Origin of the sequence: Amycolatopsis sp. DSM 110486 (genome assembly GCF_019468465.1) — a bacterium.
Lineage (GTDB): Bacteria > Actinomycetota > Actinomycetes > Mycobacteriales > Pseudonocardiaceae > Amycolatopsis.
The window spans coordinates 10,073,557-10,093,873 of sequence record NZ_CP080519.1; the positions used below are offsets into that span (position 1 = coordinate 10,073,557).

Consider the following 20,317-nt stretch of genomic DNA (forward strand, 5'->3'; position numbering starts at 1 on the left):
GTGTTCACCGTCGGTCGCGTTCGTCGAGGCGGGTGTGCAGCGCCAGCACGGCATCCGCATCCGCCGGACGCAGCGTCCGGACGAGACCGACCTCGCCGTCGGCGAGCAGCACCCTGACGGGTAAGTCTGTGGTCATGGCTCCCCTCGTGCACAGCGGTGGTGGGCGCGGCCGCGACCACGCCCACCACACGCGGCCCTCAGGCCTTGTCGACGTGGATCTTGATCTGCTTCTCGTGCGGCTGCGCGGCCAGCGGCATGGTGATCTCGAGGATGCCGTCGGCGTATGTGGCCTTCACCTTCGTAGCCTCGGCCCCCGCCGGGAGCGGCACGGTCCGGCTAAATTTCCCGTAGTAAAACTCGCTGTGCCCCCCGCTGGTCTCCTTCGCCTCGCGCTCCGCCTCGATGGTCAGCATTCCGTCGTGCGTCGTCACGGAGATGTGCTTGTCCGGCTCGAACCCCGGCAGTTCCGCGCGAATCGTGTACTTTCCCTCCTCGGTGGACTCCTCGATCCGTACCGGGTTGTGCTCGGCGAACGGCCATGGGTGGTCCAGCCAGGCGGCGATGCTCGGCAGCGCCATCCGGGAACCCGGCAACAGTCCAGTCATGCTCACTCCTCTCCTCGTTTTCGGTTTCACGGCCAGGAAACTCTTGTGCGCCGCGTCGGCGACGCGGCCGGACTGCCCGAAGGCGAAGGCCGAAGGTCCCCGCCGAGCCAACCGGCGGCGGCCGGGACCCACGCCGGCTCGGCGCCGCCGGGGTCCAACCGGAACGGCGGGTACTCGTCGGTCAGCAGCGCGACGTATGCGGCGACGCGTAGCGCCCACCGTCCGAGCACGATGTCGAACACCCGCCAGCTCCAGCGCAGAACGCCCACCGTGAACTCGAACAGCGACCGCGAATACCGGGCCGTCACCAGGACCGCGGCAAAGGCCCAGATCCTCACGACGAGGTAGACCAGCCACAGGAACGCCAGCACGATGACGTGCGAGATGAGCAGCACCCATTTAAGGGCCGCCGCCGGCGGGACAACGGCAGTTCCAGCTCTGCCTCGCCCCGGACCGGATACGGGGCGATCACCGCTCGCGCTGCTCACCCGCGGGCACCGCGGCCAATTCGCTGGCGATGGCCCGGGCCCAGGCGCGGATCACCGGCCAATCGCGGTTGTCCCCGTCCTTCACCCGCAGGGCCGTGACCACCGCTCGCTCGGGGAAGCGCAGCCGCGCCCGTTCGATTCGGCCGCCGAACAGCCGGTGCTCGCGGGCCGTGGTGGCGACCAGGACGTCGGAAACGTCGACGGGGTCCTCACCAGCGCGCGTTTGCTGTCCCACCGGCCCGCTCGAAAAGAGCCACACGGGGATCCGTCGCAACTCGTCCTGGTGCTCGCGCACGAGCCGCCGGGCGCTTTCAAGCCAATGCCCGAGGTAGACGGCGCTGCCGAGCAGTGCCGCGTCATACGCCGCGAATGACGTAACGTGCTCGGCGTCAAGCACCTCGGCCTGCGCCGCGACACCGGTTTGTTCGAGCGTCATCGTGGCCGTGGCGGCAATCTGCTCGGCGATCTCCCTGGTGGCCCCGTGCCGTGTCGCCACCGCGACGAGAATCCTCATGGCGGAACGCCTTTCGGTCGAGAACACCCACGGTGCCCGCCCGTGCCCTCGGCACGGGAGAGCAGGAAGTCCCCTCGGGTGGTGACGAAATCGGCTCCGGCCACACCTTCCGCTCCTAGCGGACGCGGGAAACACCGCTCCAGTCTGGAACTCCAAGCCAGTCCGCAGGAGGCGCCATGACCCAGGACCAGCCGCAAGTACCCGAACTGCTCGGTGACGGCTTCGCCCCGCACCCGCAGTTCACGCTCGTGCGCCACACCATCGTCGACGCACCGATCAAGGAAACCTATGCCGCGGCTCGCAACCTCGACGTGACTGACATCCACAGTGGCCTTTTCACGACGGCCGAACGGCTACGCGAGCTGCCCGCGCGCTGGCGCGGCCGCCGGCACGGTCCGCCACGACAGCCGACCCGCCTGACCGTCGACGATCTCGACAGCGGATCGGATTGGGCCCTGCTCGGTGAGCACCCCGGCACCGAGTTCGCCGTCGGTGTGGCAGGCAAGTTCTGGCGTCCCGTCATCGCCTGGCGGCGCGTCGAGCCCGAGGACTTCGCGGACTTCGCCGAACCGGGGTACGGGAAGCTCGTGATCACCTTCGGGGTCCGCCCGTATGGTGCCCACCGCAGTCTGCTGACGATCGACACGCGCGTACAGCTGACCGACCCGCAGAGCTGGCTGAAGTTCCGCCGGTACTGGCGGGTGGCCCACCCGTTCACTCAGGCCGCCCACACGACGCTCCTGCACACGATCTCCCAAGATGCGCGCGAACGCAGCCTCGCCGCTTACAGCCGCACAGACTGAACTCACCACTCGAGCCGGTTCCCGCCCCGCCATCGGGAACCGGCTCGAGCTCGCCCGTCATGCTCCGGGCTCGGGTGCCGACTCCGGCACCACGTCCTTCTCGTTCTCGTCGATTGCGCGCCGCTCGGCAGCCTGCAGGTAGCGGCGGATCGCTGTGCTGCGGCGGCCGCGCTCGGCGACGTCACGGCGCGCTTCTCCCTCGATCCGCGCCTTTTCCTTCTCGTCCATGGGGTGCCTCCTGGCCTTGGGCTGCGTGTGGCGTTGCGCCGACGGTAGGAGGCCGCCTGCCGCGGCACTGGATCCGGATGTCCGCGGGCCCGGTGTCTTTGGTCCTTCACGACGAGGTGGTGCGACCCTGCCCGTGTGGCGGCGTTCGCCGCAGGATCGGGTGATGACACCCGCGACGTTCCCACTCGGCCGCATCGCCGGCATCCGGATCGGTGCCCACTGGTCCGTGCTGATCATCGCGGGGCTGCTGGCGTATCTGCTTGCGACGAACGTGTTCCCAGCCGGTGCGCCGGGCACGCCGCCACCGCTGTGCTGGTCGGCCGCGGCCGTGTGCGCGGTCGTGTTCCTCGCGTCCCTGCTCGTGCACGAGCTCTGTCACGCCTTCACCGCGAGGCGGTGCGGTCTGAAAGCCGAGCGCATCACGCTCTGGCTGCTGGGCGGCGCAGCCGAGCTTCCCGAGGAACCGCGGACGCCCCGGGCCGCGCTGCTCGTGGCCGCAGCCGGCCCGGCCGCGAGCGTGGCCCTCGCCGGGGTTTTCCTGGGTATGGCCGTACTCGCGGCGGGAGCCTTGCCGCCGGTGGTCGTAGTCGCTCTCACCTGGCTCGGCTGGACTAACGCAGTCCTCGCGGTTTTCAATTTGCTACCGGGTACGCCGCTTGACGGCGGCCGTATCACCGAAGCCGTCGCGTGGAAGGTCACCGGCGATCGTGGCCGGGCGCGACAAATCGCCGGCCGGTGCGGGCAGCTCCTGGCGGCCGTTCTCGTCGGCGGCGGGATGTGGGCGTTCCTGGTGACGGGTTCGTTCGAAGGCCTGTGGCTCGTGGTCATCGGCTGGTTCCTGATGTTCGCAGCGCGCAACGAACTCGTCGCGGCGCCGCTACGGGAAGCGCTCTCCCGGATCAGGCTGGCCGACATCATGACAACTTCCCCCGTGGCCGCTCCCGGCTGGTACACGGTGCAGGGTTTCCTCGATCTCGCGGCGGAGCTACCCTTCCGCACCTTTCCCGTGGTGTCCTTCGACGGACAGCCGGTCGGGGTCGTCAGCCTCGGGCAGCTCGCCCGCGTGCCAGAAACCACTCGCACGTCCACCCGGCTCGAGGCGGTGTGCACGAAGCCCCCGGCATGCTTCGCCGGACCACCGGAAACGCCCCTGACGGAAGTGCTCGGCAGGACTGCGTTGCGGCCGGGACAGAACCTCGTACTCGTCGTCGACCACGGCGCACTCGCCGGGGTCGTCGCGCCGGGTGACCTCGCACGCGCGGTCGAACTCGTCGCGCTCGGAGCCCGCGTACGCCGGCCCGCCGAGTCCTGACCGCTCACGAAACGGGCAGCGTGAAGAACGCTTCCTCCTCCTGCGTGAAATGCAGGGTCAGCACCGCGTCAAGGCCGTAGAGCGTCGCGCGGAGGTCGTCGACCTGGTCGGGCTGGATCATCTCCGGCGACTCCCGCAGGTGCCGGTCGAGCCGGCGGGCGAGGCGGGCGATCTCGGTGTGAGTGCGGCTCATCGTCACCGTGCCCTCCACGCCACCGAGCGGTCCCGCCAACGCCGGGTACAGCTCGTGCTCTTCGGCAGCTTCGTGTGGCAGGATCTGCCGGAACAACACGTCACGCGCCCGCCGCACGACGCGGTCGGCCTCGGCGGTTGGCCCGCCGCCGAGCGCATCAGCTGCCTGCCGGATCGCCACCAGCGCTGGACGAAGCCGCTCGTGCTCCGTCTCGAACCGCCGCACCAGACGGGCGGGTGCTGGATCCGCAGCACCGGGCACCCTCAGTGCTCGCAAGGCGTTCACGATGACGGCGACATCGATGGCCTCTTGCACGAGCGCGCCCCAGACTGGCGGCAGCAAACCGAAAGCCGCGGCCACCATCGCCACGAACGACAACCCGATTCCGGCGAGTGCGCTCTGCACGGCCAGGCTCCGCGAGCGGCGCGCGATCTCGGCAGCGTCGGCGAGCCGAGCCAGCCGGTCGTCGAGGATCACGGCGTCGGCCGCCTGCGCCGCCGCGGTTGCTCCCCGCGACCCGAGTGCCACCCCCACGTCGGCGGCCGCGAGCGCGGGGGCGTCGTTGATCCCGTCGCCGGTCATCACGGTCAGCCCCGTCGCACGGGCCGCGGCGACCACTTCGAGCTTGTCCCCCGGGGTGGCCTCGGCCCGCACGTCGTCGAGTTCCAGGAGCGCGGCAACCTCCCGCGCGTTGTCAACGCGGTCCCCGGTGAGGAGACGAATCGACGTGATGCCCGCGGCTCGCAGCCGACGCATCGTGCGAGCGGCGTCGGGCCGGACCCGGTCCTTCGCCAGCAGCGCCGCAATCGGTTCACCGTCACGGTCCACCCACAGCACCGTCGCGAGGTCGAGCCGGCCGCGGCGCGCAGCACTCTCCGCCCAGGCCGGCACCGCCCGCGCTGCCGGCCACCGGCCGACACGCACAGCGTGGCCCCCGACCCGGCCGGACACGCCGGTGCCCGGCTCTTCCCGGACATCCCCACCGGGCTGGCGCTCGACGCCCGCGGTCTCGGCGGCCCGGACCACCGCGGCGGCTAGGACGTGCGGGGAATAGAACTCGACACTCGCGGCCAGCCGGAGCGCCTCCTCCGCCACCACGCCCGGCGCGCAGATCACGTCGACGACGTCCGGGCGTCCGACGGTGATCGTGCCGGTCTTGTCCAGCAGCAGTACCCGCGCCCGCCCGAGCGACTCCAGCGCGGCACCATCCTTCACCACGACGCCCGCCCGGCTCGCGCGCGACATCCCCGCGGTCACGGCGATCGGCACCGCCAGCAGCAGCGGACACGGAGTTGCGGTCACCAGCACCGCCACCGCCCGGTCGACGACGCCGGTGAGAAGCCAGGCGAGGCCGGCGAGCGTCAGGGCTGCGGGCAGGAACCACACAGCGGCCCGGTCGGCGAGGCGGGCAACCGGTGCCGTGTGCGCCGCGGCCGTCTCGGCCAGCCGCACGACCCCGGCGTATGTGCTGTCACGAGCGCTCGCCGTCGCACGGACCTCCACCGCGGCTCCGGCGTTGACCACTCCGCTGTGGACGGTGTCGTCTGCCGGGCGGGAGACGGGTAAAGGTTCTCCGGTGAGGGCGGACTCGTCGAACAGCCCGCCCTCCGGAAGTTCACCGTCGACGGGAACGACCTCGCCGGACAGCACCACGACCTGGTCGCCCGCCCGCACGTCGCCCACCGGAACGGACCGGAGCTCCGAACCGGCGCGCACGTGAGCGACCCGCGGGGCGCGGTCGAGCAGCGCCGTGAGGTCGCGCCCGGCTCGCCGCCGGGCCCCTGACTCGAGTACCCGCCCGGTCGCGACCATCACCGCGATCACCGCGCCGGCGAGGAACTCGCCCACCGCGAGCGTCGACGCCAGCGCCAGCACGGCCAGCGAGTCGGCTCCCCAGCGCCGCGCCCGCAGGTCCCGGGCGACCCACCAGGCCGTGGGTACCAACGCAACGATGGTCGCCGCGGCCCAGCACGCGCCGGCACCGGCGACCCCGGAAAACCAGAGAATGCCACCGGCGAGCAGCAACGCGACCGCGGCGACAAGAAGTGCCGACTCGCGCAGCCACCACGGCCGGGACCGCCCATCCGGTGGAGCGGAGGTGTGCTCCATGGTCGACCGGCTCAGTCCGCGTACAGCACCGCGGCACCGGTGACCCGGTCCGCGGCCAGGTCCGCCAGGGCCTGCGGTGCGTCAGCCAGCGCGTAGGACACCGTGCGGGCATGGAGGGTGTGCTCGCAGGCGAAGCGGAGGAACTCGCGCGCGGCAGCCCTGGTGTTGGCCGTAACGGTGCGGACCTGGCGTTCCTGGAACAGGTGGCAATGGTAGTTCAGCCTGGGGATGTCCGACAGGTGGATCCCGGCGACCGCGAGCGTGCCGCCGCGGTCGAGCGCCTCCAGCGCAACAGGGACGAGCTCGCCCGCGGGGGCGGACAGGATCGCCGAGTCCAGTGGCTCCGGAGGGCGGTCGGTGGGTCCCCCGGCCGACGACGCGCCGAGCTCGAGCGCCAGCCGCCGGGCGCCTGCGCTTCGCGTCAGCACATGGACTGTCGCGCCACGGGCCAGCGCGACCTGCGCGGCAAGGTGCGCGCTGCCGCCGAACCCGTAGAGACCCAGCCGCCCACCGGTCGGAACCTCCGCCCTCCGAAGGGCGCGGGACCCGATCACGCCGGCGCACAGTAGCGGCGCCAGTTCCGCGTCGGGGTACCCGGCGGGCAGGTGGTGCGCGAAGGCGGCCGGCACCAGCGCGTACTGCGCATACCCGCCGTCTGCGTCCCAGCCGGTGTAAGCCGATTCGGGACACAGGTTCTCCCGGCCCGCGAGACAGAACCGGCAGCGGCCGCATGTGGATCGCAGCCAGGCGATCCCGACGCGATCACCGGGCCCGAACCCGCCCGTTTCGCCGGCTCCCAGCGCCACGACTTCGCCGACGACTTCGTGGCCCGAGGTCACCTTGGCCCGATGCACCGGCAAGTCTCCCTCGGCCACGTGCAGGTCCGTCCGGCACACCCCGCACACGCGCATCCGCACCAGCAGTTCGCCCGGAGCGGGTTCCGGTACAGCGCCGAGTTCCCAGCTCAGGGGACCGGTCGCCACAGACCCCGGCGAACGGACTCGCCATGACCACGCTTTTTCGGTCATCGCCCCTCCCATCAAGGACACCGGGCCCAGCATCGGCGGGCGCCCGGCGGTGACGCGACGTCCGCAGGTCCCGTCGTCCGGGGACGTTCGGCTCTTCTGCGTGAAACCCTGGCCGGACACGGTGGCGGGGTGAGCACTCGAATCCGGAAACACCACAGGTGGGTTGTGGGGGCCATCCTCGTGCTGGGCGGTGCGCTGGTGCTGACGTCCTGTGCGGCCAGTGCGAACCCCGACGCCGGGACCGCGGCCCCGGGCTTCTGGCTGGGGATCTGGCACGGGTTGATCTGCCCGATCACCTTCCTGATCTCGCTGTTCAACGACGACGTGGGGATCTACGAGGTGAACAACAACGGCCACCTTTATGACTTCGGGTTCGTCTTCGGCATCGTCCTCGGCGCGACGATCGCACGGGGCCCCGCCTACGCTCAGCGGCGTAACCGGAAAGAGAACTGACGCCGGAAGTCCCACCACCGGGGGACTTCCGGCCACAGCGTGATAGCGGCACCGCTTCCTACCCTCAAGTTGTGAATCTTCCACTTGATGGTCGTGTCCCGATCATCGCCGGAGTCGACGGTTCGGCGGAGGCGATCGATGCCGTCCGCTGGGCCGCGCGTGCCGCACTCCGCCACCACCTGCCGCTCGAGCTGGTCCACGCCACAGCGTTCACCGACCTGCTGGTCGCCAGCGTTGTCCCGCCCACCGACGAGACCAAGGACCTCATCCGTCGGCACGGCCGTCATCTCCTGCGCGCGGCGCACGAAGTGGCGTGCGGCGCCGGAGCGTCAGATGTTCGGGAGCGCCTGGACCCCGACCGGCCGGCACAGGCGTTGCTGGACCTCGCCGGAGAGGCCACGGCAGTGGTCGTCGGCCACGGTCGCGGCCGGTTCGGCGCGCTACTCGCCGGCTCGGTCGCGACCGCACTGGCCGCGCACGCACCTCGTCCGGTCGTGGTGGCCCGCGGAGACCTCTGGGACGCCCCCACGGTAAGCGGCCCGGTGGTCGCCGGGATCGACGGAGGCCCGGACACCGCCGCGGTCGTCGCGGCGGCGTTCGCCGAAGCCGCCTCTCTCGGCGCGACATTGCTGGTGCTGCACGCGAAGAGCGACCCCGATGTCGGCGAAACGGCCACCGCGCTGGACGAGGTCCTGGAGGAGCCGGGTCGCCGCCATCCCGACGTTCACGTCGAGCACACTGTGGTGGCCGGCCGACCCCGCCACGAACTGCTCGAACGCAGCGCACACGCACAGCTCGTGGTCCTGGGTCGCCGCGGCCGCGGCGGGTTCCCCGGTTTGCTGCTCGGCTCCACCGCTCAGGCACTGGTGCACCACGCTTCCTGTCCGGTACTGATCACCCACGCCGGGGAGCAAACGTCCTCGCAGCCGTGAGCCGCGTCGTCACCACCTCATCGTCGAGGCGCCGAGCGCCGCCGCCTTGGCCGCGTACTTCTCGAGCACCCGGGACCGCTTGACCTTCATCATCGAAGTCAGCTCGTCACCCACGAGGAACTTCCGCGCTCAGCACTCGGAAGGTTCAGCGTCACGCCCGCCGTGGGCTCGATCAGGCCCTACCCATCGAGTACCGAAATCGCCGCGACTCGCAAGGAAAAGCCCGGCTCCGGCGCCAGCGCCGCGCTCGGGGTCGCCGAAGCCGTGCTGACACCGGATACCTCGCTTCTGCTTACCAAGGTCATCGACGACGGCAGCGCTTCCGGAACACCCGGTTCCACCGGGCCGGCGGACTCGCGCTCGTCACTCATGGGCTCCACGGTGCCCACCGCAGCAGGCGCTGGAAGGAGGCCAAGGTCCCTCGCGTCGGCGACGTTCGGACGCTCCCGCGCGTGATGTCAATCGGCCATCGTGACCTAGTGCGCACCTCCACCTCCGGACACGCGCGATGACTCCGCAGCTGGGCGTCGCGGTGGGGTTCGGCGCGTCCGGGGTCGCCGCCGCGCTCGACGGGCTCGCGACGCTCCTCGAATCCCGCGCGGCCCGCACGACCGGGCGGCAGACACGCCGCCGGGTAGCGAGATACGGCGTCGGTCTGACGGTCGACTTCCTCGGCTGGGTCATGACGGTGGTCGCGCTGCGGTTCCTGCCGGTTTTCGCCGTGCAAGCCGTGCTCGGCACCCAGATCGCTATCGCGGCCGTGCTGGCCCGACGTGCCTTCCAGACCTCCGTGTCGGCACGCGACCTCGTCGCGATCGGCTGCGTAGCCGGCGGTCTCGGCCTGATCGCCGCGGGGGCGACCACCCGGACGGGCCCGGTCGCGCCCGGCCCGGTGGTGCTCGGTGTACTGGCCGCGCTCGCCGCGGGCCTCGTGGCCGCCGCGCTGACGGCGAGGACGCGCGAAGGCGCGGTGCCGCGGGCCGTCGTAGCGGGGCTGGCCTACGGCAGCTCGCGGGTGGCGGTCCGTGCCCTCCTTCAGATCCCCGGTATCACTCTGGTGGTGCTCTGGCGACAGCCATTGGCGTACCTGGTGGCGGTGTTCACCGCGCTCGGCATCGCCATGTACGCGACGTCGCTGCGCCGCACCACACCATCGGTGCCCAGTGCGGTCACCACCGTGACCGGTGTCGTCTTCCCAGGCGCACTGGCGATGCTGCTACTCGGCGACCGCATCCGCCCCGGGTGGTGGTGGCTGTCCGGGCTGGGCCTCGTCCTGGCCGTCGCTGGGGTGAGTGCGGTGGTGCACGACCAAAACACCACTGGAACCCGGACCGAGAGCCAGACCGTCCGCTGAGCGGGCTCAGGCTCGGCCGGGCCACGCACGCCGGGCTGCGGCCTGGCTCGCGCCCCACACCCGTGCTCGGGCCCGTGCTCCCTCGACAAGCCGGGTTTCGCTCCCTGCCGCCTCGACGAGGAAGCTCGCCGGCGGAACCACCGGCGCGTGCCGAGCCGGCGCAAGATCTTCGCCACCGCTCGCGCCGCCGACCCGGTGAGCCACCGCGGTTTGGCGAGCCGGGTCCAGAAGACGGCCGTGTCCAGCCCCGGGGGCAGTATCCGGAACGCGGCCAGCCACTCGCGCATCCCCGGCTCGTGCGTCTGGGTCCCCTCCGGCGCCTGCTCGGCCGCAGCCTTGCGCGTGGCCGGCCGACTCAAGCCGTGGACGTGCGTCGGCACGCCCACGACCAGCCGGTCGCGGCCCGCCAGGTCGTGGGGTGCCGTGTCCACGGGCACGACATCGGCTGCACCGAGCCCCTCGGCCACAGCGCGGGTAAGCTCCTCGGTCGTACCGAACATCGATTCGTACACGATCGCCGCGCCCATCCCGACCTCCCGTCAGCGCTCGAGCCGCACCGGCTCGTGGGTCACGCCCTCGATGTCTCCGGCGGCCACCTCCAACAGCCGCTGTGCCAGCTCGCTCAAGGCTCGCGCTGCCGCGAGTTCGTCGCCGATCTCAGGCACATCGCGATCCCGATCGGCACTATCGAGCCACCGGGGCTGCGTGCTCGTGGTCTTCGCCCACGCGTCCGGCCACGTCGGCGGCAAGGCTCGCCAGCGCGGTCGAGTGCACCACGCCGACCGGCTCGGGGCGACGCAGCCGCCGCGCCGGCGGCGGAAGCCAGGCGAGGTCGTGCTCGCACCGGCGGCGCGAGCCGGAAACGCTGGGCTGTCCGAGGCTGCGGCCGCCCAGCATCACCGGAAGCAGCAACACGTCGCGGCCGGAGCACGGCGGCTCGCCCGTCGTCGCGAGCACGTCCGGTTCTCCCGCGGCACCCCGGTAGACCTGCTTGGCGCCGGGGAGCGTCCGCTTCCCGGTCGACAGCTTCACCACCGGCCTGCCGTCGTAGCCGACGAGCTTGTACGCGGTGTCCAGCGTCGGCGCGTCCGCCGAGACGCCCACCGCTGTGCCCAGCCCGTAGACGTCAATCGGAGCCTCCGCACTGGTGAGCCGTTCGAGCTCGTACTCGTCCAGCCCGCCACTCGCCATGATGCGGGCCGCGCGGAACCCGGCCTCATCCAGCATCTTGCGTGCGATCTCCGACAGCGCGAGGAGGTCGCCGGAATCGAGCCGCACTCCCGCGGCCGCGGGCTGAACTCCGAACTCGCGGAACACCTCGATTGCACGGGCGATCCCCGTGACCGGGTCATAGGTGTCGACGAGGAGCACCGGTGCGGCCGGAAAGTCTTCGACGAAGGCGCGAAAAGCGTCGGGTTCGGACCGGAACGCCTGGATGTACGAGTGTGCAACGGTCCCGGCGGCGCGCAGGCCGTAGCGAGCGGCCCCTTCGACGTTGCTGGTGCGGCTGAACCCGGCCAGCGCCGTCAGCCGGGCCGCGGCCAGCGCCGCGTCACCCCCGTGCGCGCGCCGCGCCGAGAAGTCGACCAGTTCGGCGCGCGGAGCTGCGAGACGGCACCGGGCGGCCTTCGTAGCCACGGCAGTCGCGAACGTCACGGAGTTCAGCAGCATCGTCTCCACCAGCTGCGCCTCCGGCAGCGGTGCGGTGACCTCCAGCAGCGGCTCCCCAGCGAAGACCGCCCGGCCTTCAGGGACCGCGCGGACGTCGCCGGTGAACCGGAGCCGGGACAGCGCCTCGACGTCGGTCGCCGGGAAACCGAGCTCCTGTCCCACATACGCCAGTTCCTCGGGCTCGTCGCGCAGAAGGTCGAGGCATTCCGCGAGCCCGGCCGCGATCAGGAAACCCCGGTCGCGGGGCAAGTCGCGGACGAACAGGCTGAACGTGGCCGGGGCAGTCATGCCGCGGCGGAGGTAGCTCGCGGCCATCCGGATCTCGTAGAGGTCAGTGCGCAGCGCGTTCATCCTTTCCACCTCCGCGAAGTCGTCCGCACCCCCAAGCTACGAGCGGTCTCGCCCGGGTCCGGAAAGTCACACGGCCCTCGTCGCGACGACGATGGTCACCGCTGCGCGACATCAGAGGGCTTTCGCCTCTTTCCGCGTCACGGCGTCCACCGGTTGGCTGTGCCGTGGAAACCGCGACGAGAGGTGCGTCCGATGCAGACCGTTGACACCGGTGACTTAGCGCTCGACGCCTACCACGCCGTCGCACCGGAATGGATCCTCGATTCCCTGGTCTCCGTGGCGGAACGCCTGCGTGGCGCACGCGTGCTGCACCTGAGCGCCACGCCCTACGGCGGCGGCGTGTCGGAACTCCTCCGGTCAGTCGTCCCGCTCTACAACGACCTCGGCCTGCACACGGAATGGCAGATCATCAACGGCGAACCGGCCTTCTTCGCCGCCACCAAGAAACTCCACAACGCCCTGCAAGGCGCACCGGATCCGCTGACCGCCACCGACCGAGCCGTCTACGAGGAGACCACCCGTCGCAACGCCGCCGACCTCGGCGAGGACCCTGACTTCGCGTCGTGGGACTTCGTCTTCGTCCACGATCCGCAACCGGCTGCCCTGCGTCCTTTCGCGAGCGATTCGCGGGCCCGCTGGATCTGGCGCTGCCACATCGACACCTCGCAACCGCACCCCGAAGCGTGGCGATACCTGGAGAGGTTCATCGCCCCCTACGACGCGACGGTCTTCACGCTCGCAGAGTTCGTCCCTCCGTCGCTGTCCAGTGACCGCGTCGACGTCATTCCTCCGGCGATCGACCCGCTGAGCCCGAAGAACATGTCGCTCGACGAACGCACCGCGCACGCGGTCCTGAACTGGATCGGGATCGAGCCCGCGCAACCGCTCATCACGCAGGTTTCTCGTTTCGACCCGTGGAAGGACCCGCTCGGCGTGATCGAGGCGTATCGGCTGGTCCGTGACGAGGTGCCGGACTTACAGCTCGCCCTGGTCGGTTCAATGGCGCTCGACGACCCGGAAGCCTGGGAGGTCTACCGCACGATCAGCGACGCGACCCGGACCGACAGCGGCGTCCACGTGTTCACAAACCTCACTGGCGTCGGCAACATCGAGGTCAACGCCTTCCAGCGCACGTCCGCGGTGATGGTGCAGAAGTCCATCCGCGAGGGGTTCGGCCTGGTCGTCTCCGAAGCTTTGTGGAAGAACACACCGGTCGTGGCGGGCCGGGCCGGCGGGATCCCTCTGCAAGTCGCCGACGATTCGGGCGGAGTACTGGTCGACTCGACGGAAGGCTGCGCAAAAGCGCTGGCCGAGCTGTTGACTGACCACGTGCGGTCCGCCGCGCTGGCCGCTGCCGGCCACGAACGGGTCCACCGCCACTTCCTCGTGCCCCGCCTCGTACTCGATGAGCTGACCCTGCTCGACGGCCTAGCCCACGGAGACCAGCCCGGCGCCTTGATGACACGCAGCGGGCACCGGGACCCGATCTGCGGACTGTCGACGACGCCCGGTGACGAATCTTTCACCGCACTCCGAGACGGGGTGCTCCACCGATTCTGCTCGCAGGCGTGCCGCACCGCGTATCTCGCATCCGGGAGGAAGAACCGATGACTGCGAAGCCCTGGCACGGAGGCGAACTGCGCCGTAACGCCGAGACCCACGGGTGGTCGATCCTGGCGCCCGACCGGGCCGCCCGGCCGCACTTGCCGACCCGCGCGTGCTGCCCGTTCTGCCCCGGGCCGAGCGAGGACACCCCCGCCGAGACCTGGCGGCTCGCCGACGGCAACGGCTGGCGTGTGCGCGCGGTACGCAACCGGTTCGCGCTCTCCGACCGGCACGAAGTCGTGATCGAATCACCGCGCCACGACTGGGATCCGGCAACGGCTACGGTTTCCGAGGTCGCCGACGTGCTGTCCGCGTGGCAGGCACGGCACCGTGCGCTGCGGGTGGACACGGCCCAGGTCGCCGTCTTCCGCAACTACGGCCCGGCCGCAGGCATCTCCCTTTCCCACCCGCACTCGCAGGTAGCGGGCCTCCCCGTGCTGTCGTCGGCCACCCGCCGCGAGCTCGAGATCGCCCGCGAGCACCACGCTTCGACCGGCCGGTGTATCGCGAACGACGAACTGACGGCCGAACTCACCACCGGCACCAGAATCGTCTACGCCGACGAGCACGTCGTCGCGTTCAGCCCTTTCGCGCCGGCCGCCGACTGTGAAGTGCGGTTCACCCTCCACGAGCCGCACGCCGACTTCGCAGTGGCGCCCCGTGCGAGCATCGACGCGCTCGCTCGCTGCTTGCGCGCGGTCCTCTCCGCCGCACGGGCCGAGTTCGGCGATCCTGCCTACAACCTGGTCGTCCGCACCGCACCGAGCGGATTCGAGGACGCACCGTTCCTCGCGTGGTCCCTTCAGCTGCTCCCCCGGCTCGGCATTGCCGCCGGGCTGGAGCTCGTGACGGGGATCCCGGTGGTCACTGTTTCTCCGGAACGAGCCGCCGCCCGGCTACGCAACCGGGTTGCCGCCGCCCCGGCGTGAGTCACAGCACTGAGGCAAAGCGGCTCAGGAATGCGCCTTCTTCGCCAGCTCCGCATACCACTCCTGCTGCCACTTCCGGGCGCGATAACGGTTCAGCGCAATCACAGAGATCCCGTAGGCCACCGCCAGCGCCAAGCATGTGACGAAGTACAGGCCGACTGCGGCGGCAGCCGAGTTGACCACCGCGCCCGCAGAAGACGTCGGCGGAGCGACGACGGTCCCGGAGCTGTTCACCCAGATCGGCACCACGTCACCGCGGTGTGTGCCTGCGTTCGCGTTCACCTGTCCGAGGTGGCGCGCTCCATCGCGACCAAACCACATGGCGTCGGTCGGCATCGGACTGCCGACTTCCCCGCTGCGGCCCCCGATTGAGACCGGCGGCCCATCTGCGAGCAGCGTCGCGGTCGCCGGCCGGTTTTCGGCGAGCTCCCGGGCGGACTGCTCCTTCTGCGCGGCGTAGACCGCCGAGCCGGCCGCTGCGGAGAACGGGATCGCGGCCAGCGCCACCAGGATCGTCACAAGCACCAAGGCGGCTTGCACCCGGTCCGAGGTCCGCGCCACCGAGCCGTGTCCGGGGACGAGTAGATGCCACCACCGCAGCAAAGGGTTCGCCGACGAGTTCATGTCTCTCACCTCTCCTTGCCGCGCAACGGGCTTCGTCCCCCAGCATGGGCCGAACACCGGCCAGGCCGAAGAGGCCTTGTACCCGCGGTGGCGGGCCGCCGGCCCCGCAACCGGCCGCGTTGCCCGTCAGATGAGGGCCAAAGACCCTTGGCCTCTCGTCGACGCGACCGGCAGGGTCGGATCAGGAAGAACGGACACGTCATGCAGACGCACGACATCATGACCACCCCGTGATCGCGGTGACCGCGTCCGCCTCACTCGCGGAGGCCGCAGGTGTGATGACCGAACACGGCTTCACCACGCTCCCGGTCGTCGACCAGGCCGCCAAACTGGTCGGGCTCGTCAGCGAGGTCGATCTCGTGCAGGCCGGCTTTCCCAGCGACTCCACGGCCACCGGTGATCCCGACACGGGCGCGATGCTGGGCCGCCACCGCACGGTCGCGACCGTCATGCGCTCCCCCGGCTTGGCTGTGCCAGGAGGTCTCGATCCGACCGAACTCGCCCATCGCATGACCGAGGCGGGCGTGCGCGCATTACCCTTGGTGGACAACGGAATCCTGGTCGGCATGGTGACGTTCCGAGACGTGCTCCGTGCCGTGCCCGCCACCGGAAACTCCTGAGGCCGTCCCGCCTATTGGCGCGTCCGGCGTCGCGCGCACCGTCGTCACATCGGCTGCCGGCCTGCGCGCCGTCATCCGGGTTGGGAGGCCGTGGCCGACGCGCAACAGGGTGTGCGGTTGCCCGATCCCGCGGAAGAGTTCCAGCAGCGGCCCGCGGGTTGCCTTCGTTTCGAAGGGCTGGGAGACGAAGGACGTGGCCAGGCCATCGGCTGTCGCGGTCAACAGGACCCGCTGCAGAACGAGACCGGCACGCACGTCCGCAGCCGCGCCGTGATCACGCGTCAAGACGACGGCCAGCAAAGCGTCTTGCTCGAACGACCGCGACGGGATGGCGGGATTCTGGTGCGAGGCCCGCAGGGGCAGCGCACCCGGCAAGTCCGGCAGTGGTCCGAACGCGACCGTCGGCACGCCGTCGGGGCTCTCCGGCTCGCGGCCGGTCCACTGGGCCGACTCGGCTTGGAACGCCGTGTCGATGGCTTGATCGGCCTCCGCGCGCCGGACGAGGGCGGTCACCTTCGAGTAGCGGCTCGAGGTGTCGAGGAATTCCAGCAGGCCACCCTCGGCCAGCGCCGCTGACCTGAGCCGGACGCGTGCCGCAGTCGAGACCGGCTGCGTGGACAGGGGGCGGCGGTTGGTGTGCCGGCGGAAGATGGCCTCCGCCAGGCGTCGGTCCGCGGGAGCCGGATGCACGTTCCCATCGAACCGCACCACCGCCAGGAGATCATGTACGGCTGGGTCAGGCAGGATCCGCAGCGCGGTGCCGTACCCGTTGCTCCGCAACATGAGGACGAGGTTGTAGACGGCCGCGCCGCATGACAGCCGCGCCTCACGCCCGGCCGGATCGGCGACAGTCAGCACCCGGCTCCAGTCGAGCCACACCTCGATCCGCGGCCCATCCACGACGAACCACCACGGCTGGGTGTTGTGCGGCGACGGGGCACGCACCGCCGCCGCCAGCGCTTGTTCGACCGCGGAGGGGAAGGCCGTGCTCATCATGTGCTCCGGGTCGGGTTGTCCGGTCCGGTCCGCGGGCCGGGAAAGTCGTCCGGCAGCAGGTCGGCGAGGGGACGTCGAGGTGACGGAGGCACCGGCACGGCCGGGTGGCCGAACCGGAAGATCGCCTGCGGCACACCGGGCAGGTCGAGCCGTTCGGCGAGCAGCTCGCGGAAGCCGCGCAGGTGCAGCGGCTGGGTGAGTACCGATCCCGCCAGACCGCGTGCGGTGGCTTCCAGCCAGGCCCGTTCTACAGCAGCGCCTGCGGCCAGGTGCTGCTGCCTGGTGTCCCCGTCGGCGCAGAACACCAGAAGCCGCTCCGCCTCGAGGTATTCGGTCAGCCGCGCGTCGTCGGGCACCGGCGTGTCCCACCGCACGAGGCCCGCGGCCGGCAGGGCATCATCGCTCAGCGCCGCTTCGGGCACACCGTCTTCGGCGCCCAGTGCGCGGAAGCCGAACGTGCGCGCGGTCCACCAGTGCAGCTCACGCTGGTACGCCGGGTCGGCGCGGAACACGCGCGTGGCAAAGCCCAGCATCTCGCCCAGCGCGTCGAGGTGCCCGGGCTCGATCACATGGACGTCCGCCTCGGCACCAGCCGCCGCGACAGCCATGGAGTCCATTTCGGACACTGCCGCGGCGCTGAACCGCCGGCGGTGGCTCCTGCGGCGCCCGATGGCGTGGTAGCGCGCGAGGTCCGCGGAGTCCGGGCTCGCCCCGGGGACGGCGTGAACGGTGGCCACGACCGCGCCCTCAGGCGGAAACGACGTCGTGTCACGCCGCCGGAGCACGCGGGCCGCCAGCTGCAGGTGCGCGAGCGCCGCGCCGCAGGACAGAAACCGGTCGCGATCCTCCGGGTCGTGTGCGGGCAGCCTGAGGGCAGTGCGCTCGACCAGGTCGACGTCGGATTTGCGGACACGCAGCTGCCACGGCTGCGTGTTGTGGACGGACGGGGCCCGGCTCACCGCACGGGCGAGCACCGTGATTTCGGAAGCGGCCAAGGCCGCCGTCGACGGCGTCGTCGTCATCTTCACTCCTGCTCCCGGAGACGGGTACTCCGGCGCATCCCATGCTCACCGCGGCCGATTACCCCCGCAGGGGCCCAAAGTCCTCGCCCCGGCGGCGGACGTCCCTAGCCACCGGTCGCCCCGTTCACCGACGCTCGACCCGTACCCGAGGAAAGGCGAATCCGATGAGTTCCGCGACCCCGGCCACCGGCCGCTTCATCGTCGTCGGCTTCGACGGCTCGCCCTCAAGCGACGCGGCACTGCGCTGGGTGCTCGGCGTTGCCGCGCAGCCCGGCGACTCCGTACACGCGGTGGCGGTGCGGCCCGCTGAGGTCCTCCTCCCCGGTACGTCGTGGGCGCTCCAGCCGCACGGCCGGCGTCCGCCCGGCCAGTACTCACCGCGTGAACACATCGCGAGCATCCGCTCGGATTTCCCGGGACAAGCCGAAGTCATGATCTCGACCCCACAGGGCGATCCGGCCACCGAGCTGATCACCGCGTCCACTGATGCCGACCTCCTTGTCGTCGGTGCCCGCGGTGCGGGACGGACGCAACAGCTCCTGCTGGGCAGCGTCTCGCGTGAGTGCGTGCGCTACTCCCGCTGCCCCGTCGTAGTCGTCACCCCCGAAGCGGCACGCCGGCTCGTCCCCACCACGACCGCCTGACTCAACGCAACGGAGCGGCCCAGTCGAGCCGCACCCCGCACCCGGGCCGGGAGTCGAGGGCGAACGTGCCGCCCACTGACTCGGCGCGCTCCCGGAGATTGCCCAAGCCGCTGACGGAGACTTCCGCCGGCAGCCCGGTTCCGTCGTCCACCACCGAAATCGTGACCTTTCCCTCCCTTACCGCCACTGCGACGGTGAGCGTCGTGGCGGCGGAATGGCGCACGGCGTTGCTCACGGCCTCGCGCACCACCGCCTCGACGTGGTCGGCCAGCTGTGGCGGCACGGTGTCGAGCGTGCCCGACATGCTCACCGTCGGGTGCAGGGGTGCGTCGTCGGTGAGTTCGGCGATGGCGTCGTGCAGCCGATGGCGCAGCCGGATCTCCCCTGCCTCCCCGCCGTGCAGGTCGAAGATCGCGGTCCGGATCTCGTGCACGATCTCGTGCATCTGGTCGATGCTCTCCTGGAGCCGGTGCTGAAGGTCCGGGTCCTTCGCCCGCCGCCGCGTGCTCTGCATCGTCAGCCCGACAGCGAACAACCGCTGAATCACGTGATCGTGCAGGTCCCGCGCGATGCGGTCGCGGTCGGACAGGACATCAAGCTCCCGGGCCGCCCGCTGCTGCGCCGCCAGCTGCAGCGCCAGCGCGGCTTGGTCGGCGAACGACGCCACCACCCGCAGCTGCGCCGTCTCGAACTCCGGCGCACCGGGTTCCCGCATCGCGATCAGCACTCCGGAGGTCCGGTCCGCCGCGCGCAGCGGAACCACGAGCGCAGGACCGTACTGGCGATCGGGCGCGAGCCGGAGTTCGGAGAAGCGCCGAGGAGTGCGGTCCCGAAACACCGCACCGGGCACGGTGCCGGCGACGTCGATACGCAGGCCGGTCAGCGGATCCGCGGGGTCACCTACACACACCGTGACCGTGAGGTCATCGGGCTCTGCGTCATCGTCGGTGTCGAGTCGGCCGCCCCCGGGCAACGCGAGCATCGTCACGTCGGACGACGTCAATTCAAGGGCCCTGCTCGCGATCAGGTCCAGCGCGTCGACCGGATCGGTTCCCCCCAGCAGCTCTGTGGTGACCTCGCTGGTCGCGCCGAGCCACCGCTGGCGGATCCGCGTCTGCTCGTACAGGTGCGCGTTCTCGATCGCGATTCCAGCCGCCGCGGCCAAGGCCTGGACGATCGCCTCGTCGTCGTCTGTGAACGCCTCCGCCCCCTGCTTCTCAGTGAGGTACAGGTTGCCGAACACCTCGTCGCGCACGCGGACGGGAACCCCCAGGAACGAGTGCATCGGCGGATGGTTCACGGGGAAACCGACCGACGCAGGGTGCCCCGAAATCTCCTCCAGCCGAAGCGGCTTCGCATCGTCGATCACCAGGCCCAACAAGCCGTGTCCCTCAGGCAGGTGCCCAATTCGCTCGCGCGTCTCCGCGTCGATGCCGAGGTAGACGAACTCCGCGAGGCCGGTGCCGTCTCCAACCACGCCCAGCGCGCCGTAGCGCGCCTCACCCAGATCGACTGCGGCCTGCACGATCCGGCGCAAAGTGGTGTCGAGCTCAAGTCCCGATGCGACCGCGAGGACCGCGTCGAGCAGGCCGTCCATCTTGTCCCGCGTACCGATCAGCACCTCGATGCGGTCCTGTAGGTCGCGCAGGGTTTCCCGCAACTTCAGCTGCGACAGGGTCTCGGACAACCTCCGGTCGCCGCCTGCGGACGTCTTGGCCGACATCGCGCCCTCCTCGCCATCGACGACAATGCGGAGGAAATGACTTTTTCCTCTGTGGTCCCGCCTGCGTCGCGCACAGGCTGGACTTCGACGAACACACACCACACAGTGTGCCG

General features: G+C 70.7%; 23 protein-coding genes. 9 read left to right on the forward strand and 14 right to left on the reverse strand.

The window, feature by feature from the left end; all coding sequences use genetic code 11:
- Positions 1–4 precede the first annotated feature (4 nt).
- The 4 genes from K1T34_RS54245 to K1T34_RS48580 all read right to left on the reverse strand — a co-directional run bounded on the left by K1T34_RS54245 (position 5) and on the right by K1T34_RS48580 (position 1,607).
- On the reverse strand, positions 5–136 hold the full coding sequence (locus K1T34_RS54245; RefSeq protein WP_255638108.1) for a hypothetical protein: 132 nt from the start codon (positions 134–136) through the stop codon (positions 5–7).
- A gap of 61 nt (positions 137–197) precedes the next feature.
- Positions 198–605, reverse strand: coding sequence for an Hsp20/alpha crystallin family protein (locus tag K1T34_RS48570; protein ID WP_220241539.1), 408 nt, complete (start codon positions 603–605; stop codon positions 198–200).
- Positions 606–631: 26 nt separating this feature from the next.
- Entirely contained in the window at positions 632–1,000 is a 369-nt protein-coding gene (locus K1T34_RS48575; RefSeq protein WP_220241540.1) for a DUF4389 domain-containing protein, read from the reverse strand.
- Between the two features lie 73 nt (positions 1,001–1,073).
- The gene (locus K1T34_RS48580; RefSeq protein WP_220241541.1) at positions 1,074–1,607 is read right to left on the reverse strand and encodes a flavodoxin domain-containing protein; all 534 of its coding nucleotides are present in this window, start codon (positions 1,605–1,607) and stop codon (positions 1,074–1,076) included.
- 176 nt (positions 1,608–1,783) lie between these two features.
- Here K1T34_RS48580 and K1T34_RS48585 point away from each other — a divergent pair, with 176 nt between their 5' ends.
- Positions 1,784–2,410, forward strand: coding sequence for a hypothetical protein (locus K1T34_RS48585; RefSeq protein ID WP_220241542.1), 627 nt, complete (start codon positions 1,784–1,786; stop codon positions 2,408–2,410).
- A 57-nt stretch (positions 2,411–2,467) separates the two neighbouring features.
- On the opposite strand, the gene K1T34_RS48590 is transcribed toward K1T34_RS48585, so the two are convergent.
- A complete protein-coding gene (locus K1T34_RS48590) occupies positions 2,468–2,638 on the reverse strand; it encodes a hypothetical protein (RefSeq protein WP_220241543.1) in 171 nt (56 codons plus the stop codon).
- 163 nt (positions 2,639–2,801) lie between these two features.
- Between K1T34_RS48590 and K1T34_RS48595 the strand changes: the two genes are divergently transcribed.
- Positions 2,802–3,950 carry a site-2 protease family protein gene (locus K1T34_RS48595; protein ID WP_220241544.1) on the forward strand — a complete coding sequence of 383 codons (1,149 nt, stop codon included), beginning with the start codon at positions 2,802–2,804 and terminating at the stop codon, positions 3,948–3,950.
- Positions 3,951–3,954: 4 nt separating this feature from the next.
- Here K1T34_RS48595 and K1T34_RS48600 read toward each other — a convergent pair whose 3' ends face one another.
- Together K1T34_RS48600 and K1T34_RS48605 are read right to left on the reverse strand one after the other, a co-directional pair.
- Positions 3,955–6,252 carry a heavy metal translocating P-type ATPase gene (locus K1T34_RS48600; RefSeq protein WP_220241545.1) on the reverse strand — a complete coding sequence of 766 codons (2,298 nt, stop codon included), beginning with the start codon at positions 6,250–6,252 and terminating at the stop codon, positions 3,955–3,957.
- Positions 6,253–6,263: 11 nt separating this feature from the next.
- Positions 6,264–7,280 carry a zinc-binding alcohol dehydrogenase family protein gene (locus K1T34_RS48605; protein WP_220241546.1) on the reverse strand — a complete coding sequence of 339 codons (1,017 nt, stop codon included), beginning with the start codon at positions 7,278–7,280 and terminating at the stop codon, positions 6,264–6,266.
- 165 nt (positions 7,281–7,445) lie between these two features.
- Between K1T34_RS48605 and K1T34_RS48610 the strand changes: the two genes are divergently transcribed.
- Complete coding sequence (locus tag K1T34_RS48610) at positions 7,446–7,733, forward strand: hypothetical protein (RefSeq protein ID WP_255638109.1); 288 nt, start codon at positions 7,446–7,448, stop codon at positions 7,731–7,733.
- 71 nt (positions 7,734–7,804) lie between these two features.
- Positions 7,805–8,665 (forward strand): universal stress protein, encoded by an 861-nt coding sequence (locus K1T34_RS48615; protein ID WP_220241547.1) that lies wholly within the window; start codon positions 7,805–7,807, stop codon positions 8,663–8,665.
- Positions 8,666–8,844: 179 nt separating this feature from the next.
- Here K1T34_RS48615 and K1T34_RS48620 read toward each other — a convergent pair whose 3' ends face one another.
- Entirely contained in the window at positions 8,845–9,036 is a 192-nt protein-coding gene (locus K1T34_RS48620; protein WP_220241548.1) for a hypothetical protein, read from the reverse strand.
- Between the two features lie 137 nt (positions 9,037–9,173).
- Between K1T34_RS48620 and K1T34_RS48625 the strand changes: the two genes are divergently transcribed.
- On the forward strand, positions 9,174–10,019 hold the full coding sequence (locus K1T34_RS48625) for a hypothetical protein (RefSeq protein ID WP_220241549.1): 846 nt from the start codon (positions 9,174–9,176) through the stop codon (positions 10,017–10,019).
- A 539-nt stretch (positions 10,020–10,558) separates the two neighbouring features.
- On the opposite strand, the gene K1T34_RS48630 is transcribed toward K1T34_RS48625, so the two are convergent.
- Positions 10,559–10,768, reverse strand: a complete 210-nt coding sequence (locus K1T34_RS48630) for a dsRBD fold-containing protein (RefSeq protein WP_220241550.1) — start codon at positions 10,766–10,768, stop codon at positions 10,559–10,561.
- Positions 10,704–12,041, reverse strand: a complete 1,338-nt coding sequence (locus tag K1T34_RS48635; protein ID WP_220241551.1) for a nicotinate phosphoribosyltransferase — start codon at positions 12,039–12,041, stop codon at positions 10,704–10,706. The genes K1T34_RS48630 and K1T34_RS48635 overlap by 65 nt, the downstream gene beginning before the upstream one ends.
- A gap of 192 nt (positions 12,042–12,233) precedes the next feature.
- Between K1T34_RS48635 and K1T34_RS48640 the strand changes: the two genes are divergently transcribed.
- Positions 12,234–13,652, forward strand: coding sequence for a glycosyltransferase (locus tag K1T34_RS48640; RefSeq protein ID WP_220241552.1), 1,419 nt, complete (start codon positions 12,234–12,236; stop codon positions 13,650–13,652).
- Positions 13,649–14,575 (forward strand): galactose-1-phosphate uridylyltransferase, encoded by a 927-nt coding sequence (locus tag K1T34_RS48645; RefSeq protein WP_220241553.1) that lies wholly within the window; start codon positions 13,649–13,651, stop codon positions 14,573–14,575. Before K1T34_RS48640 ends, K1T34_RS48645 begins: the two co-directional genes overlap by 4 nt.
- A gap of 24 nt (positions 14,576–14,599) precedes the next feature.
- Here the strand turns inward: K1T34_RS48645 and K1T34_RS48650 are convergent, their stop codons facing one another.
- Positions 14,600–15,199, reverse strand: a complete 600-nt coding sequence (locus K1T34_RS48650; RefSeq protein ID WP_220241554.1) for a hypothetical protein — start codon at positions 15,197–15,199, stop codon at positions 14,600–14,602.
- A 278-nt stretch (positions 15,200–15,477) separates the two neighbouring features.
- Here K1T34_RS48650 and K1T34_RS48655 point away from each other — a divergent pair, with 278 nt between their 5' ends.
- On the forward strand, positions 15,478–15,819 hold the full coding sequence (locus K1T34_RS48655) for an HPP family protein (protein ID WP_255638110.1): 342 nt from the start codon (positions 15,478–15,480) through the stop codon (positions 15,817–15,819).
- Here K1T34_RS48655 and K1T34_RS48660 read toward each other — a convergent pair.
- The gene (locus K1T34_RS48660; protein ID WP_255638111.1) at positions 15,733–16,812 is read right to left on the reverse strand and encodes a hypothetical protein; all 1,080 of its coding nucleotides are present in this window, start codon (positions 16,810–16,812) and stop codon (positions 15,733–15,735) included. The two genes, K1T34_RS48655 and K1T34_RS48660, sit on opposite strands and share 87 nt — an antisense overlap.
- Positions 16,812–17,837, reverse strand: coding sequence for a nitroreductase family protein (locus K1T34_RS48665; RefSeq protein WP_220241555.1), 1,026 nt, complete (start codon positions 17,835–17,837; stop codon positions 16,812–16,814). The genes K1T34_RS48660 and K1T34_RS48665 overlap by 1 nt, the downstream gene beginning before the upstream one ends.
- A gap of 164 nt (positions 17,838–18,001) precedes the next feature.
- Between K1T34_RS48665 and K1T34_RS48670 the strand changes: the two genes are divergently transcribed.
- The gene (locus tag K1T34_RS48670) at positions 18,002–18,481 is read left to right on the forward strand and encodes a universal stress protein (RefSeq protein ID WP_220241556.1); all 480 of its coding nucleotides are present in this window, start codon (positions 18,002–18,004) and stop codon (positions 18,479–18,481) included.
- A 1-nt stretch (position 18,482) separates the two neighbouring features.
- On the opposite strand, the gene K1T34_RS48675 is transcribed toward K1T34_RS48670, so the two are convergent.
- Positions 18,483–20,204 carry a GAF domain-containing sensor histidine kinase gene (locus tag K1T34_RS48675; protein WP_220241557.1) on the reverse strand — a complete coding sequence of 574 codons (1,722 nt, stop codon included), beginning with the start codon at positions 20,202–20,204 and terminating at the stop codon, positions 18,483–18,485.
- Positions 20,205–20,317: the final 113 nt, after the last annotated feature.

Excerpts from the sequence above, each read along its gene's own strand:
- K1T34_RS48660 (WP_255638111.1), bottom strand. The coding sequence starts at position 16,812 with ATGAGCACGGCCTTCCCCTCCGCGGTCGAACAAGCGCTGGCGGCGGCG.
- K1T34_RS48645 (WP_220241553.1), top strand. The coding sequence starts at position 13,649 with ATGACTGCGAAGCCCTGGCACGGAGGCGAACTGCGCCGTAACGCCGAG.
- K1T34_RS48585 (WP_220241542.1), top strand. The coding sequence starts at position 1,784 with ATGACCCAGGACCAGCCGCAAGTACCCGAACTGCTCGGTGACGGCTTC.
- K1T34_RS48640 (WP_220241552.1), top strand. The coding sequence starts at position 12,234 with ATGCAGACCGTTGACACCGGTGACTTAGCGCTCGACGCCTACCACGCC.
- K1T34_RS48655 (WP_255638110.1), top strand. The coding sequence starts at position 15,478 with ATGACCGAACACGGCTTCACCACGCTCCCGGTCGTCGACCAGGCCGCC.
- K1T34_RS48675 (WP_220241557.1), bottom strand. The coding sequence starts at position 20,204 with ATGTCGGCCAAGACGTCCGCAGGCGGCGACCGGAGGTTGTCCGAGACC.
- K1T34_RS48600 (WP_220241545.1), bottom strand. The coding sequence starts at position 6,252 with ATGGAGCACACCTCCGCTCCACCGGATGGGCGGTCCCGGCCGTGGTGG.
- K1T34_RS54245 (WP_255638108.1), bottom strand. The coding sequence starts at position 136 with ATGACCACAGACTTACCCGTCAGGGTGCTGCTCGCCGACGGCGAGGTC.
- K1T34_RS48605 (WP_220241546.1), bottom strand. The coding sequence starts at position 7,280 with ATGACCGAAAAAGCGTGGTCATGGCGAGTCCGTTCGCCGGGGTCTGTG.
- K1T34_RS48580 (WP_220241541.1), bottom strand. The coding sequence starts at position 1,607 with ATGAGGATTCTCGTCGCGGTGGCGACACGGCACGGGGCCACCAGGGAG.
- K1T34_RS48595 (WP_220241544.1), top strand. The coding sequence starts at position 2,802 with ATGACACCCGCGACGTTCCCACTCGGCCGCATCGCCGGCATCCGGATC.
- K1T34_RS48625 (WP_220241549.1), top strand. The coding sequence starts at position 9,174 with ATGACTCCGCAGCTGGGCGTCGCGGTGGGGTTCGGCGCGTCCGGGGTC.
- K1T34_RS48670 (WP_220241556.1), top strand. The coding sequence starts at position 18,002 with ATGAGTTCCGCGACCCCGGCCACCGGCCGCTTCATCGTCGTCGGCTTC.
- K1T34_RS48665 (WP_220241555.1), bottom strand. The coding sequence starts at position 17,837 with ATGACGACGACGCCGTCGACGGCGGCCTTGGCCGCTTCCGAAATCACG.
- K1T34_RS48590 (WP_220241543.1), bottom strand. The coding sequence starts at position 2,638 with ATGGACGAGAAGGAAAAGGCGCGGATCGAGGGAGAAGCGCGCCGTGAC.
- K1T34_RS48635 (WP_220241551.1), bottom strand. The coding sequence starts at position 12,041 with ATGAACGCGCTGCGCACTGACCTCTACGAGATCCGGATGGCCGCGAGC.
- K1T34_RS48570 (WP_220241539.1), bottom strand. The coding sequence starts at position 605 with ATGACTGGACTGTTGCCGGGTTCCCGGATGGCGCTGCCGAGCATCGCC.
- K1T34_RS48620 (WP_220241548.1), bottom strand. The coding sequence starts at position 9,036 with ATGAGTGACGAGCGCGAGTCCGCCGGCCCGGTGGAACCGGGTGTTCCG.
- K1T34_RS48650 (WP_220241554.1), bottom strand. The coding sequence starts at position 15,199 with ATGAACTCGTCGGCGAACCCTTTGCTGCGGTGGTGGCATCTACTCGTC.